Here is a 14,418-nt window from a genome sequence, read left to right on the forward strand (position 1 = left end):
AACCGGAATCGATCGATGGCTAACGTTACCCTGTCCGACATCCGCAAAAGCTATGGCGCGGTGAAAACCATTCACGGCGTCGATCTCGACATCAGGGATGGCGAGTTTGTCGTCCTTGTCGGTCCCTCCGGCTGCGGCAAGTCCACATTGCTGCGGATGATAGCCGGTCTTGAAACGATTACCGGCGGCGAACTCAGGATCGGCGAGCGGATCGTCAACGATCTCGACCCGAAGGACCGCGATATCGCCATGGTGTTCCAGTCCTATGCGCTTTATCCGCATATGACGGTCGCCAGCAACATGGGCTTTTCGCTGGAGCATCGTGGTTCAAGCAAGCAGGAAATCGCTGAAAAGGTGAACTGGGCAGCGGATATTCTCGGCCTCACACAGCTGCTCGACCGTTATCCGCGCCAGCTTTCCGGCGGCCAGCGCCAGCGTGTTGCGATGGGCCGGGCCATTGTTCGCAACCCGCAGGTGTTCCTGTTCGACGAACCCCTTTCCAATCTCGATGCGAAATTGCGCGTCGTCATGCGCGGCGAGATCAAGGCGCTGCACCAGAAGCTCAAGACCACCACGATCTATGTGACGCATGACCAGGTGGAGGCGATGACGATGGCGGACAGGGTCGTGGTCCTGAATGGCGGCAGGGTCGAGCAGGTCGGCACGCCGCTTGAACTTTACGACCGTCCGGCAAATCAGTTCGTCGCCGGCTTTATCGGATCGCCATCGATGAATTTTCTGTCCGGGACGATATCGGCAGGCGGTTTTGAAACCGGGGGGGTGGTCTTGTCACTGCCGGCTGCTGCGGCCGGTCTGGCGGGAAGAGGGGCCGTCTATGGCATCCGCCCGGAGCACTTCTCACTCGATGCGTCCGGCGTACCGGCAGAGATAATGCTCGTCGAACCGCTGGGATCGGAAACGCAGGTCACCATGAAACTCGGCGGCTCTAGGGTGCTCGGCGTCTTTCGTGAACGCATAGGGCAGGTCGTCGGCGACGAGATAAGGGTCTCGCCAGCGCTCGACTGCATCCATCTGTTTTCGGATGAAAACGGAGATCGGCTGAACTGATTGTCGCGTCCGCGGCTGGCGCGAGCCGCAGACCCTATGTCCATCCGGAGGAAGCTCCGTCGCGGTTCAGGCTATTGCCGACCATGTCGCGACGGAGGATTTCAGAGAAAACTGCTTTCGAACAGCTCGCCTGAATAGGCCGAATGGGTAACGCCCGCTTCAAGATCGGCCTTGGTCAACTCATCGACAAAAACGCCGTTCTGCATGACCAGCACGCGGTCGCACATATGGGCGATGACCGCGAGGTCGTGGCTGACGAGAACAAAGGTCAGGCCGCGTTCTTCGCGCTGGTCGGCAAGCAGGTTCAGGATTTCGGCCTGGATTGAGACGTCGAGTGCGGATGTCGGCTCATCGAGCAGCAGGATCGGCGGCTCGAGGATCAGCGCGCGGGCAATTGCCACGCGCTGACGCTGGCCGCCGGAAAGTTCGTGCGGGAAGCGCTCGGCGAAATGTGCGGGCAGGCCCACCTGCTGCAGGGCGGCGGGAACCTTCGACCAGCCATCGCCAAGGCCCATCGCGCGGATCGGTTCGGCGAGCGCCCGGCCGATGCGGTGGCGTGGATGCAGCGAACCATAGGGGTCCTGAAATACCATCTGCGCCAGCTTCAGTTCGTCGGGGCTGCGGGTCTTGCCAACCGGTTTGCCGTTAAAGCTGATCGAGCCGGTCCAGCCGGCTTCCAGCCCCGCCAGCGACCGCAGCAAGGTCGACTTGCCGCAACCGCTCTCGCCGACGATACCAAGGGTCTCGCCTTTGTTGACCGTGAGGCTGACGCCGCGCACGACGTGATTGCGGTTTTCCTTGGCGCCGTAGACGACGTTGAGCTTGTCCACCGTGATCATCGCATCACCTCCGCATCGATTGCCTGACGGTCCAGCACCTTGAGACGCCGCACCGGATTGCGGGGATCGGGCATCGCCGCAATCAGGCCGCGCGTATAGGGATGCTGCGCATCCTCCAGCTTCGTCAGCGTTTCCACGACGCGCCCGCCATACATGACCAGCACGCGTTCGCAGAAGGCCGCGACCATGCGGATGTCATGGCTGATGAGGATCAGGCCGGAATTATTCTCGCGCACCATCTCGTCCAGAAGCAAAAGCACATCCTTGCGCACGCTGACATCGAGGGCCGAGGTCGGCTCATCGGCAATGACCAGCTTCGGCTTGGCGAGCAGCATCATGGCGATCATCACGCGCTGGCCCATGCCGCCCGATATCTGGTGCGGATAAAGCGCCATCACGCGGTCGGGATCGTTGATGCGCACGCGCAGCAACATGTCGCGGGCAGCACCTCTCGCCGCCTTTCCGGTCAGCGCCAGATGCAGTTCGGCGGCCTCCGCCACCTGCTTTCCGATCGGCAGCACCGGGTTCAGCGAATAACGCGGATCCTGCATGATCAGCGCCATCTCGCTGCCGCGGATCGCGCCCATCTGCCGTTCGGATTTCTCGAGCAGCGGTTCGGAGAGAAAATCCATCCGTTCCGCCGTCACCGTGGCGCTTTTCGGCAGGAGCCGCATGGCGGCGCGGCCGGTGGTGGATTTTCCGGAGCCGGACTCACCGACGATACCGACCCTTTCGCGCCCGACGTCGAAATTGACGTTGGACACGGCCGGAATGGTGTTGCGGCCGAAACGGACATTGAGGTCGCGGACCGAAAGGATGGGGGAGCTATCAGGAACGGGCATGACGCGGATCCAGGAGGTCGCGCAGCGTATCGCCGGCGATGTTGAAGGCAAGGCTCGTCAGCAGGATGGCGATGCCGGGCATGACGGCGACCCACCAGTAATCGAGCATGAACTTGCGGCCGCTGGAGATCATCGCGCCCCATTCCGGCAGCGGCGGCTGAGCCCCGAGACCAAGGAAGCCGAGTGAAGCGGCGGTCAGGATGATGCCGGCCATATTCAATGTCAGGCGAACGATGACCGAGGGAATGCACATCGGCGCAATGTATAAAAACAGGATGCGCATCGGCGAGGCGCCATAGAGACGGGCGGCGGCGACGTAATCGGTATTGCGCACCACAAGGGCTTCCGCACGGGCAAGACGCGCAATCGGCGGCCATGCGGTCAGCGAGATTGCGATGATCGCCGTGCCGAGACCGGCGCCCATGGCGGCCGCAAAGGCAAGCGCCAGCACGAGCGACGGGAAGGACAGGACGATATCGGTCGCGCGCATCAGGATCGCGTCGGTTCGTCCGCCGAAGAAGCCGGCCACCACGCCAATGGCAAGGCCGATCGGACCGACGATGATCGAGACTGACAAAACCGTCTGGATGGTGATGCGGGTGCCGTAGACAAGCCTGCTGAAAATGTCGCGGCCGAATTCGTCGGTTCCGGCCAGATGCGCCCAGCTGGGAGGCTGGAGCGCGTTTTCGAGCGCCTGACGGGCAGGATCGTAAGGCGCGATGAGCGGGGCGAAAATGGCGACCACGACCAGAATGGCCAGAATGGCGAAGCCGAACATGCCAAGCGGTTCGTCAGCAAGCTTTCGAAGCGTCCGCATGGTGGTGGTCGACAGGCGCGACAGGGCGCTGGGTCGATCAACAGTATTGTTGTGCGCGATATCGGTCATCGGGCGGCCTCCCGTGTACGGGGATCAAGCGTGGTATAGGCCAGATCGGCGAAGAAGTTGAGCAACATGAAAATGAAGCCGATGACGATTGTGGCGGCCAGAATCGCATTCATGTCGCCGATAAGCAGCGCATTCGTCATGTATTGGCCGATGCCAGGCCAGGAGAAGACGATCTCCGTGACCACGGCGCCTTCCAGCAGGTTTCCATATGAAATCGCCAGAACGGTGATGAGCTGCACGGCGATGTTGGGCAGCACATGACGGGTTATGGTGCGTGCGGGGCTGACGCCCTTGGCCCGTGCCGCGATGACATAATCCTGGCTGAGCTGTTCGAGGGTGAAGGCCCTCGTCATGCGGGTGATGTAGGCCATGGCCATATAGGCGAGGATGATGGCGGGCAGGATGATGTGTCCAAGCGCGTTCCAGAAGATTTCCGTCTCACCCGCAAGGAGGGTGTCGATGAGCATCAATCCCGTCTTCGGCTCCACGAGGCCTTCGTAAAAGACGTCGACCCGGCCGGGGCCTGCGACAAGGTTGAGGTTCGCGTAGAAAATCACCAGCCCGACGATGCCGAACCAGAAGACCGGTATCGAATGCCCGACAAGCGCAAAAACGCGCGCGAACTTGTCGATGAAGGTATCGCGGAAGAGGGCGGCGGCAAGACCGAGTGGGACACCGACGACCGTCGAGATGATGATCGCCAGCGTGGCGAGTTCGAAGGTCGCGGGAAACGCCTGCGCCAGATCGCGGGTCACCGGGTTGCCGGTCAGGATCGCAATGCCGAAATCACCATGCAGCAGGCCGCGCAGGTAGATGAAGAACTGCTGGTAAAGCGGCAGATCGAGCCCCAGCCGTGCTCGCATGGCCTCATAGGCTTTGGGATCGGCAAGTTCGCCGACGATTGCCCCGACCGGATCGGTCGGCATGACCCGGCCGATGATGAAGGTGATGCAGAGCAGGATGAAGAGGCTGACGATCAGTTGCAGAAAACGATGTCCAAGCCCGCGCAGTGAGATCTCCGTCATTGCTGGCCGTACTTCCCTGTGAGAACGCTGTCAGCGGTGGAGCCTTTGCACGCTGCTCGCCGCAGACGCGCAATTCTCCATTGCAAAAACTCTTGATGGTACTTCATCCCAACTCCTCCCTGAGTTAACATGAAAACATATGACGTGCTGTCATGTCATCATATGAGTAGCGAAGGGATTCGTATTCTGCAAGAGGGAAGAGTGGCATGATGGGCGACAGGGTGAGGCCGCGGGAGAGGCGGGCACAACAGATCATCGATAATCTCAGCGCAGAAATTCGCAGTGGAAAACAACTGAAAAACGGTGATCAGCTTCCCACGGAACCGGAGCTGGAGCGCAGCTATGGCGTGAGTCGGACAGTGGTTCGCGAGGCGATTGCCGATCTGCGCTCTGCTGGCTATGTCGTTCCGATCCAGGGTAAAGGTGTTTTCGTCAGCAATGCCAGTGAATGGGCCGGCGTGAAACTGACGCAATCCGAGGTCGGCACCATCGCGGAAACGCTGGAAATGCTCGAGTTCCGGCTTGCGACGGAAGGGGAGGCGGCGGCAATCGCCGCCTATCGCCGCACGGCCCAGCAGGAAGCCGCAATCTCTGCGGCGCACCGGAAAATGGCCCGCGCCATCGATGCGGGTGAAACCACCGTCGATGCCGATTACGAGTTCCACACGGCCATCGCGATCGCCACCAATAACCGCTTTTATCTGGAGGCGCTGCGTCAGTTCGGTTCGCGCTCCATACCGCGTGGGCAGTTCCCGACGCTGCCGGAAACCGGTGACGCGAATTATCTTCGCAAAGTGCAGGCCGAGCACGGGGCAATCCTGCTCGCCATCGTCGAACAGGATCCCGACGCGGCGCGAAAAGCCATGCGCGAACATATGCTTGCGAGCCAGCGCCGATACAGGTTGCTGTCGGAAGCGCAATAGTATCTCGACACTCATCTTATTTCATGCGATGTCATATGATGACTTGCATGGAGAGAGGAGAGAATCGATGTATGTCGGCACCCAGGTTGCTGCGCGCGATGACGAGGATTTCAGGGTTTGGGCGCAGCTCGGCGTCAAGAATATCAACGCTGATCCGCCCGGAAAACCCGCGAGCTGGACTTTTGAGGACTTTGAACGCCACCGTGACAAGGTCGAAAGCTTTGGCCTTGTCCTGGACATGGTGCAATTGCCGCTGCCGTCCCGGCCCATCGAACAGGCGTCGTATCCCGATATCCTGCTGGCCGGGCCGGATCGTGACCGGCAGATCGATGCGGTCTGCAAGATGATTGAAGATATCGCCAGGGCCGGAATCCCCGCCGCGAAATACAATCTCAACCTCATCGGCATTCCGCGCACGGAAATGGAGCGTGGCCGCGGCGGATCGCTCAATGAAGCCTGGCGCTGGGACAAGGCGGATCATGATGCCGCGCCGGGCCTGGCTGGCGTTCTTTCCGAAGACGAGAACTGGGAACGCATCGATTATTTCCTCGAGCGTGTGGTGCCGGTGGCCGAAAGTAACCGCGTGCGCCTGGCCTGCCATCCGCATGACCCCTATACACCTCCGGGTTACAGGGGCGTCACCCGCGTACTCGGCACGGTCGAAGGGCTGAAGAAATTCGTGCAGATGCGCGAGAGCCCCTATCATGGCCTGAATTTCTGCCAGGGGTCGATCGGTGAGATGCTCGACAATCCGCGCGAGGAGATCGATGACATCATCAGGTGGTTCGGCAGCCGCGACAAGATTTTCAACGTCCATTTCCGCAATATCAGCGGCGGCAAACTCTCCTTCATGGAGACGTTCCCCGATGAGGGCGACATGGACATGGTGCGTTCGCTGAAACTCTATCACGAACTCGGCTATCGCTACATGATCATGCCCGACCACGTGCCGACGATTGCCGGGCGCGATGCCGTCGGTGTCGCTTTCGCCTTCTGCTACGGCTACATCGCCGCCTTGATCGAAGCGCTTGATAACAAACATCTTTGACCATTCCGGCCCGCGACGCCCCGCTGCGTCGCGGCTTTTTCCCAAACATGAATTACCGATCTGTAGGAGGAGCAGGTATGAGAAAATCATTGATCCGTCTCGCATTCACCACCGCCCTTGGGGCCATGCTGGTACAGGCCGCGCCAGCCCTGGCCAAAACACCCAATGACCAGCTTGTCATCGGAACGTCGCTGGCCCAGGTGCTGTCGCTTGACCCGCACCAGGCCACCGAAGCAAAAGCCAATGAAATCATGGCCAACCTCTATGACCGCCTGATTTCGGTGGATGGTTCTGGAAAGGTTTCGCCACAGCTTGCCGAACGCTGGGAGACAGATGACAAGGGCATCACCTTTCATCTGCGCGAGGCCAATTTCGCCTCGGGCAATCCGGTAACTTCGGCGGACGTCGTCTATTCGCTCAGCCGCCTGTTGAAGATGAACCAGGCGGCCGCAGCCAACCTCAAGCGCGTGGGTTACAACGCGGACAATATCGACAAGCTGGTGAGCGCACCGGATGAAAAAACGGTACGCATCGATCTTTCCGGTGAGACGACGTCTGAACTGCTTCTTTATCGTCTGGCCATGGTCATCGCCAGCGTTGTCGACAGCAAGGAACTCAAGTCGCATGAAACCAATGACGATTGGGGCAATGGCTGGCTGAGAACCAATTCCGCCGGTTCCGGTCCCTTTACGCTCAATCGCTGGTCGCCGAATGAGATCATCATTCTCGAGGCCAACAAGGATTATGTGGCCGGCAGCCCGAAAATGCGCCGCGTCATCGTTCGCCATGTGCCGGAAAGCCAGGTGGAACGCCTGATGCTGGAGCGCGGTGATATCGACATCGCCAGCGCGCTGACGGCTGCCGATCTTGCAATCTTCAACAACAAGGAAGGTTTCCAGATTCAGCGTGTGCCGACGGGCGGCTTCTACGTCCTGTCCATGAATGCCGGCAAGGAGCCCTTGTCCAACCCCAAGGTCCGCGAAGCGATTGCCTATGGCATCGACTACAAGGGCATGGAAAAGACCATCATGGGTCCTTATGGCCGGGCGCGCACGGTGCCGGTGCCGGAAAACTTCGAATATGCCATTCCGAGCCCGGACTGGAAGCTCGATGTTCCGAAGGCGAAGGCTCTCCTCAAGGAGGCCGGTTATGAGAACGGCTTCACGCTCAATCTGAAGACGATCGCGCAGACGCCGCGCATCGACCTCGCCACCGCGATCCAGGCCTCGCTCAGCGAGATCGGCATCAAGGTCAATATCCAGCAGGGTAACGGTTCGGACGTGATTGCCGCCCATCGCGCGCGGGATTTCGACCTGCTCATTCCGCAGACCGGCGCCTACATGCCGAATGTGCTGGGCTCGATGGAGCAGTTTTCCAGCAATCCCGACAACTCGCTTGCCGCCAACAACGCCGGCAATTTCGTCTGGCGCTCGGCCTGGGACATTCCTGAACTGACTGCCCTGACGGCAAAGGCTTCGCTGGAGCCCGACGCCAAGAAGCGCGGGGAAATCTACACCCAGATGCAGGAAATGTTCGTCGCCCAGAAGCCGGCGGTGCTGCCGATGTTCGAGAGATTCGAGCCGATCGTGTTGAATGCGCGCGTGAAGGATTATGTGGGACACCCCAGCCAGACGACCCGGCTGGAAAAGGTTACGAAGGACTAAGGGCAACCACAGCCTCCGAAAAACCTGTGACGGGCGGTTTTACCGCCCGTTTTTTATCAGTGGCCAACCGCGGAGCCCGGCCGCGGCAGTGGATTGTCGGTATCATCCCCGCAATTTCAGGGGGTTTTCTCAAGGACTTCATCGGATTAGACCGTCCGATGACTATTCCTTCCGTCGGGCGAGAGTCGCGAACTCCGCTCACCCACCTCCCGAAGAATGCGTTGACGACCATGAACCTTGCACAGATAAAACTTCCGTCGCGGCCGCTGAGCCTCAAACGTGGCGTCATTTCGGTGCCGGCGGCCTATTATTTCTCCATTCCCGTGCTTCTGGTGATCACGGTCGTCATGCTCGTGGCCGAAGGCCCGGGCATATTGCGCGACTATCAGATCAGCAAAGACCCGCTGGAGATTGAAAACGGCGATATCAACGGCAGCTGCAAGACGCGCAAGGCGATCTTCACGACCTGCGAGGCGGATCTTTCCTATGAACAGGCGGGCGTGAGCTACAAGAAGGATGTCGAGGTCATGTTCGTCGATTTCCATTCCGGCGATTATGAAACCGGGCTGGTCATCTCCGCGAAGAACCCGGAACTCGCAACGATTTCGCTGGGCCTCGACATGCTCTGGAACCGTATCATCACGCTCGGCGTGTTCGTCGCCCTGCTCGGTTTCGGCAGTCTTGCGATGCTGTTCACACTTGTCCGTGTCCTGCGGGTTCGTCTGCAGCTGCGCAAGCCCGCGCCTTTGACCGTCATCCCGGTCGCGCTGACGGCCGTTGCCGAAAAACGCAGCCGTCTCTTCGTGACTTATGCCGATACTGTAAGGGACGATAAAACCAAGCGGCAATCCTTTACGCATCTGGAGCGGGGTCGCATTCCCGTTGTCGTGGGCCATACTGGTAAACATGATGTGGCGCTCGCGGTCCTGCATGGTAACAGCGCGTTACCGGTTCTGCTCGACGATCAGCTGGAACGGATCGACCTTACGGAGCAGGAGCGGGCGGAAGCTCTCGCATCGCTTGCCCCGATGGTCGCGAATGAGACACAGGGGGCTGCCGCGGCCCAGGCCGCGGCGATGAAGAAAGGGCCGGGTCTGCTGCGCAGACTGGGCACTTTCGTTGCCATCGTTGCCGTCATCATCGTTGCGGTGTTCGGTTACTGGCTGTGGTATGTCACAAGCGCTCCGTCGCAATTCAACTCGCCCGGAATGGACATCAACAACATGCTGCCGGCAGCACTGAACGAGTGGGGTTGCGCCCGTCTGCAGGAGCGTTTCGCCAATGGCCCGGCGCCTTTCGGATGCACCGCGGCAGATTATCGAAGCTGGAAGTAAAAGCTTCGGTCGATCACTTTTTCGGGTCGGTTTGCCAAAAGTGTTACAGCTTGGCACGCCGGCCCGAACTCTTTTCCTTTGCGCGAGAAAATATTGATACAATTATCAATAGTTGCATTAGAGATTTATAAATAAAGCACTCCCATAGTGCCACCGTGAGCGGTTCTTCAGAGGCTGGGAGAGTGCAGCATGTTCACGGTTTTGGAATGCGTTGCCATACAGCACGACCGGGCGGTCGTTCTTCTTGCAGCTGTTATCTGCCTGCTTGGCATGTTTGCTTTTTTTCACCTTCTGTTGCGTGCGGAGGAAAGTCCGGCCGGCCGTAAGCCCTATTGGGTGCTGGTTGCCGCCTTTGCCGGAGGCCTCAGCGTCTGGGCCACGCATTTCGTCGCCATGCTCGCCTATAAGGGCGCGGTTCCGATCGGTTATGATTTCGCCTTCACGGCTTTGTCGGCGGTTTTCGCCGTTATCGGTTTCTGGCTGGCGCTCACCGCCCGCTCGCAGGCCGCTTACAGCCCTGTCATCGTCGGCACGCTCATTACCCTGTCGGTTGCCGTCATGCATTTCGTCGGAATGGCGGGAATGGATGTCGCCGCCACGATCAGCTACCGGTGGGGGCCGGTGCTGGGCGGTTTTGCGGTTGCCTGGGTGTCTTTCCTGCTGGCCTTTTTTCTTTTCCGTGGCATCGGTTCCTGGAAGCGCATCGCCGCGCCGGCCGCATCGGCGATTTTCGCGATCTGCGCGCTGCATTTCACGACCATGTCGGCCACGGTGCTTTCGCCGGATCCGTCCGTATCCGGGCCTGATCCTGACAATGTCGCCCGGCTGATCATGATCTGCGCCATTTCCGGCGTCACGTTCCTGATCCTGTCTTCCACCGCCGCTGCCGCCCTGGTGGATCGTTATCTTGTCGATCTCAAGGGTCTCGTGGATGCCACGCTTGATGGCCTCGCCGTCGTCCGCGATGGGCGGATCGTGGAGCTGAACACCCGTTTTGCCGGCCTTCTGGGCAGGGATGAAGCATCGCTGGTCGGACAGAACCCCGACGATCTCTTCAAGGCTATCGACGGACAGCCTGCTTATCTGCCGCGCCATACGCCGGTGGAGGCGGTGCGCGAGCGCGCCGGGCAGGCGCAGATATTCGAACTCAGCGTACGCACGATCGAATATCGCGGCCGCCCCTGTGAGGTGATGGCCATCCGTGACCTGACGGAAAAGCGGGAAGCGCAGCGGGAAATCGAATATCTCGCCCGCCATGATGTTCTGACCGGCCTTTCCAACCGCACCATGTTCCAGACCCGTCTTCACCAGCAGATCGAGCATTGCGACGAGGATGACGAATTTGCGCTGCTGGCGCTCGATCTCGACCGGTTCAAGGCGGTCAACGACATATTCGGCCATGCCGAAGGGGATCGCGTCCTGAAAAAGGTCGCCGCCATTCTCGATGAATGTGCAAGGGCAGGCGATGTGGTGGCCCGTCTCGGTGGCGATGAGTTCGTCATCCTGACCGCGCGGCACACCAGGGCGGAAGAGGCGCGCCTGCTGGCAGAGACGATCCTTGGCATGTTCGCACTGAAGATGAATGTCGCCAACGATCCGACCTCCGTTGGCGTCAGCATCGGCATCGCTGTTTTCCCACGGGACGGCCGGGATCATGAAAGCATCATGCATGCCGCAGATCTGGCGCTTTACCGCGCGAAGATGGGCGGACGCGGCATATTGGCTTTCTACGACCCGGTGATGGATCAGGAGGCGCGCGAACGCCGCCAGCTCGAGACGGATCTGCGGCTTGCCATCAATCGCAACGAGCTGCTGCTGAACTATCAGCCGGTGCTGTCAGTCGAATGCGGCCAGGTCGTCGGCTACGAGGCGCTGGTGCGCTGGCAGCACCCGACACGGGGCGTGGTGCCGCCGGATGTCTTCATTCCGATTGCCGAGGAAAGTGGGATCATCATCTCGCTCGGCGAATGGGTACTGCGTGAGGCCTGCCGTCAGGCGGCCGGCTGGGCGCCGCATCTGAAGGTCGCGGTGAATGTCTCACCGTTGCAGTTTTCGCTGGCCAATCTCGGGCATGTCGTCTGCACCGTCCTGATGCAGACCGGGCTTTCGCCGAACCGGCTGGAGCTCGAAATCACGGAAGCTGCCCTTCTGAAAGATCGCAAGACGACGCTGATCATCCTCAACCAGTTGAAGGCGCTCGGTGTCGCCATCGTCATGGATGATTTCGGTACGGGTTATTCCTCGCTCAGCAACCTGCAGAGCTTCCCCTTCGACAAGATAAAGATCGACCGCAGTTTCATCGCCGCCATGAGCGACGATGACAATGCCCGCGCCATCGTGCGCGCGGTGATCGGCCTTGGCCGCAGCCTCGATCTGCCGGTCACGGCGGAGGGGATTGAAACGGATGCGCAATATCGCATGGTGGTCGACGAGGGCTGCGCGCAGGCGCAGGGTTATCTCTTCGGCAAACCGGATGTCGCGCCCGCGCAGGTCGTAAGAACCACCACGCGGAAGAAACATTCCGTTTGATAAAAGAGGCGACGGCGCAGGACGCCGTCGCCCCGCCTTTCCCACATCCGATGGAACGAGAGCGACGGCAGATCGTTAGGGTTGCGTATGGCGCGTCCATGCTGCGGTTGCCCCGGCGGTGCCGACGACCAGCCTGACGGGAGTGGTTTGATCCCCTGTCATGAACGCGCCTCGGATGAACTTCTATTGACGGGAGAGACCGCGATGACAGACCGCCTCGAGCCGCAGGACCCGCGCAGCCAGTATCCGCGCCCGCCCTTTTCGACCCCGACCCAGGAGATGCCGGGTCTGGTGACGAATATGACGCCTTTCCCTGACCATGGAGAAAAAAGCTACAAGGGCACCGGCAAGCTTGCCGGGCGCAAGGCGCTGATTACCGGCGGCGATTCAGGTATCGGCCGCGCGGTCGCCATCGCCTTTGCAAGGGAAGGCGCGGATGTGGCGATCTCCTATTTGCCGGAAGAGGAATCCGACGCCGAGGAGGTCGTGGCGCTCATCGAGGCGGAAGGTCGCGTGGCGGTTGCGCTGCCCGGCGATATCACCGATGAGGCATGGTGCCGCGAACTGGTTGAGAAAGCGGCTGGCGATCTCGACGGGCTGGATATTCTGGTCATCAACGCCGCGAGACAGCAATATCGCGAAGACATAGAAGAACTGTCGACCGACGATTTCGACCGCACCATGAAGACCAATCTTTATGCCCTGCACTGGATTGCGCAGGCGGCTGTTCCCCATCTCAAGCCGGGGTCGTCGGTGATCACCACCGCCTCGATACAGGCTTATGAGCCCTCCGCCATCCTGCTGGACTACGCCACCACCAAAGCCGGTATCGTCGCCTATACGAAAGCGCTTGCCAAACAGCTCATCGAAAAGGGCGTGCGCGCAAATGCCGTTGCGCCGGGGCCGTTCTGGACGGTGCTTCAGCCGAGCGGCGGCCAACCGGACGAGAAGGTGAAGAATTTCGGCAAGGACAGCGATTTCGGCCGTCCGGGACAGCCGGTGGAACTGGCGCCCGTTTACGTGCTGTTGGCGTCGCAGGATGCGAGCTTCATCAATGGCGAGGTTTATGGCGTCACCGGCGGCAGGGGCATTGCCTGAGGCGGTGCCCGCCAATGCCGGATAGACCTTTGAGGATTTCGAGATGAAACGGCAGGCAGAACGTTCAGACAGTAGCTTGAAGAGCTTCGATGTTCGCGACCGGCTGATACTGGCGCTTTATGCGCAGCTGAAAGCGGAGCGGCAGACCCGCGAGGCGATGGAGTGGGTGATCCGCAATGGGGGCCTTTCGCCGGAGGTGCTGGAAGCCATGGCTTCGGACCCGGTGCCGGTTCTGGCGGAGGCGGATGTACCCGCCATCGAGCGCATTCTGGCCGGCGACCGACGCCGGGAAATACCCTCCCGTAGCGATGACGAGGGACGACGGTCATGAACCGGAGAGCCAGTTGGAGAGGCCATCTGACCTTTGCCGATTTCAACTGCGAAATCGGTCTTTATTCCGCACTGACCTCGGCGGAGAAAATCGCGTTCAATATCGTCAACCGCAAGACCGGTCACCGCGTCGAGCGGCAATATGTTGATAGTGATACCGGCGAGGCGGTTCTTCGCGACGATCAGGTCAAGGGATACGAGCTCGACAATGGTGATCATATCGTCATCGAGGGCGACGAGATCGCGAAGCTGATGCCAGAGAGCGACAAGGTCATCCGCGTCAGTCACTTCCTGCCCTGTGACGAGATCGACAAGCTTTATTTCGACAAGTCCTATTATCTCGCGCCGGGCGGGGAGGGTGGTGAAGAGGCGCTGACGCTTCTTGCCAGAGCGATGGACGACGAGAATGTCGCAGCTCTCGGCGAAGCGGTGCTTTTCCGCCGCAACCGTATCCTGCTGATCCGTCCGAGCGGCAAGGCTCTCGTCGCGACGACGCTGAATTTCAGCTACGAGGTCCGTTCGCAGACATCCGTCTTCAAGTCGATCCCCGATATCGAGTTTGATGAAGAAATGCTCGAGCTCGCCGGTCACATCATCGAAAAGCGCGCCGGTACGTTTGATCCCGCAGACTATAGCGACCGTTATAATGATGCCCTGGCCGAACTGGTGAAAGCCAAGATCGAAGGCCGGGAAATCACGAAACAGCCGCCACGCCGGGAGGACAATATCATCGATCTCAAGGAGGCCCTGCGCCGCAGCGCCGGTGCGGGAGCGGACAGCAAGAAAAAGGCGACGGCAGCAGGCCGCAAGGCGTCGCGGAAAGCGAGCTGAT

13 protein-coding genes are annotated in these 14,418 nt (G+C 60.2%); 9 read left to right on the forward strand and 4 right to left on the reverse strand.

Translation table 11 applies throughout. The features are described 5' to 3' along the window. Positions 1–15 precede the first annotated feature (15 nt). Positions 16–1,068, forward strand: a complete 1,053-nt coding sequence (locus V6S97_RS18745) for an ABC transporter ATP-binding protein (protein ID WP_111793338.1) — start codon at positions 16–18, stop codon at positions 1,066–1,068. Positions 1,069–1,169: 101 nt separating this feature from the next. Here the strand turns inward: V6S97_RS18745 and V6S97_RS18750 are convergent, their stop codons facing one another. Genes V6S97_RS18750 through V6S97_RS18765 form a run of 4 tightly spaced genes read right to left on the reverse strand, consistent with a single transcriptional unit; the run spans position 1,170 to position 4,660 of the window. Further along, positions 1,170–1,907 (reverse strand): ABC transporter ATP-binding protein, encoded by a 738-nt coding sequence (locus V6S97_RS18750; protein WP_112950966.1) that lies wholly within the window; start codon positions 1,905–1,907, stop codon positions 1,170–1,172. Beyond that, positions 1,904–2,749, reverse strand: coding sequence for an ABC transporter ATP-binding protein (locus V6S97_RS18755; RefSeq protein ID WP_003505590.1), 846 nt, complete (start codon positions 2,747–2,749; stop codon positions 1,904–1,906). The genes V6S97_RS18750 and V6S97_RS18755 overlap by 4 nt, the downstream gene beginning before the upstream one ends. After that, positions 2,736–3,635 carry an ABC transporter permease gene (locus tag V6S97_RS18760; protein ID WP_334427624.1) on the reverse strand — a complete coding sequence of 300 codons (900 nt, stop codon included), beginning with the start codon at positions 3,633–3,635 and terminating at the stop codon, positions 2,736–2,738. The genes V6S97_RS18755 and V6S97_RS18760 overlap by 14 nt, the downstream gene beginning before the upstream one ends. Next, the gene (locus V6S97_RS18765; RefSeq protein ID WP_003505592.1) at positions 3,632–4,660 is read right to left on the reverse strand and encodes an ABC transporter permease; all 1,029 of its coding nucleotides are present in this window, start codon (positions 4,658–4,660) and stop codon (positions 3,632–3,634) included. The genes V6S97_RS18760 and V6S97_RS18765 overlap by 4 nt, the downstream gene beginning before the upstream one ends. A gap of 206 nt (positions 4,661–4,866) precedes the next feature. Here V6S97_RS18765 and V6S97_RS18770 point away from each other — a divergent pair, with 206 nt between their 5' ends. The 8 genes from V6S97_RS18770 (at position 4,867) to ku (ending at position 14,417) form a co-directional block, all read left to right on the forward strand. After that, complete coding sequence (locus V6S97_RS18770) at positions 4,867–5,583, forward strand: FadR/GntR family transcriptional regulator (protein WP_334427625.1); 717 nt, start codon at positions 4,867–4,869, stop codon at positions 5,581–5,583. A 67-nt stretch (positions 5,584–5,650) separates the two neighbouring features. Continuing rightward, positions 5,651–6,631 carry a mannonate dehydratase gene (locus tag V6S97_RS18775; protein WP_060725552.1) on the forward strand — a complete coding sequence of 327 codons (981 nt, stop codon included), beginning with the start codon at positions 5,651–5,653 and terminating at the stop codon, positions 6,629–6,631. 77 nt (positions 6,632–6,708) lie between these two features. Next, positions 6,709–8,295, forward strand: coding sequence for an ABC transporter substrate-binding protein (locus tag V6S97_RS18780; protein WP_003505595.1), 1,587 nt, complete (start codon positions 6,709–6,711; stop codon positions 8,293–8,295). A gap of 230 nt (positions 8,296–8,525) precedes the next feature. Continuing rightward, a complete protein-coding gene (locus tag V6S97_RS18785; RefSeq protein WP_111791462.1) occupies positions 8,526–9,629 on the forward strand; it encodes a hypothetical protein in 1,104 nt (367 codons plus the stop codon). Between the two features lie 189 nt (positions 9,630–9,818). Next, positions 9,819–12,158: a bifunctional diguanylate cyclase/phosphodiesterase gene (locus tag V6S97_RS18790; RefSeq protein ID WP_003505597.1), complete on the forward strand. Its 2,340-nt coding sequence runs from the start codon at positions 9,819–9,821 to the stop codon at positions 12,156–12,158. Positions 12,159–12,362: 204 nt separating this feature from the next. Further along, on the forward strand, positions 12,363–13,256 hold the full coding sequence (locus V6S97_RS18795; RefSeq protein WP_003505598.1) for an SDR family oxidoreductase: 894 nt from the start codon (positions 12,363–12,365) through the stop codon (positions 13,254–13,256). A 43-nt stretch (positions 13,257–13,299) separates the two neighbouring features. Further along, positions 13,300–13,587 carry a hypothetical protein gene (locus V6S97_RS18800; protein ID WP_080864459.1) on the forward strand — a complete coding sequence of 96 codons (288 nt, stop codon included), beginning with the start codon at positions 13,300–13,302 and terminating at the stop codon, positions 13,585–13,587. Beyond that, entirely contained in the window at positions 13,584–14,417 is an 834-nt protein-coding gene (ku, locus tag V6S97_RS18805; protein WP_111791814.1) for a non-homologous end joining protein Ku, read from the forward strand. Before V6S97_RS18800 ends, ku begins: the two co-directional genes overlap by 4 nt. Position 14,418 lies beyond the last annotated feature (1 nt).

It is taken from the genome of Agrobacterium sp. CCNWLW155, from assembly GCF_036888815.1.
Taxonomy (GTDB): Bacteria; Pseudomonadota; Alphaproteobacteria; order Rhizobiales; family Rhizobiaceae; genus Agrobacterium; species Agrobacterium radiobacter.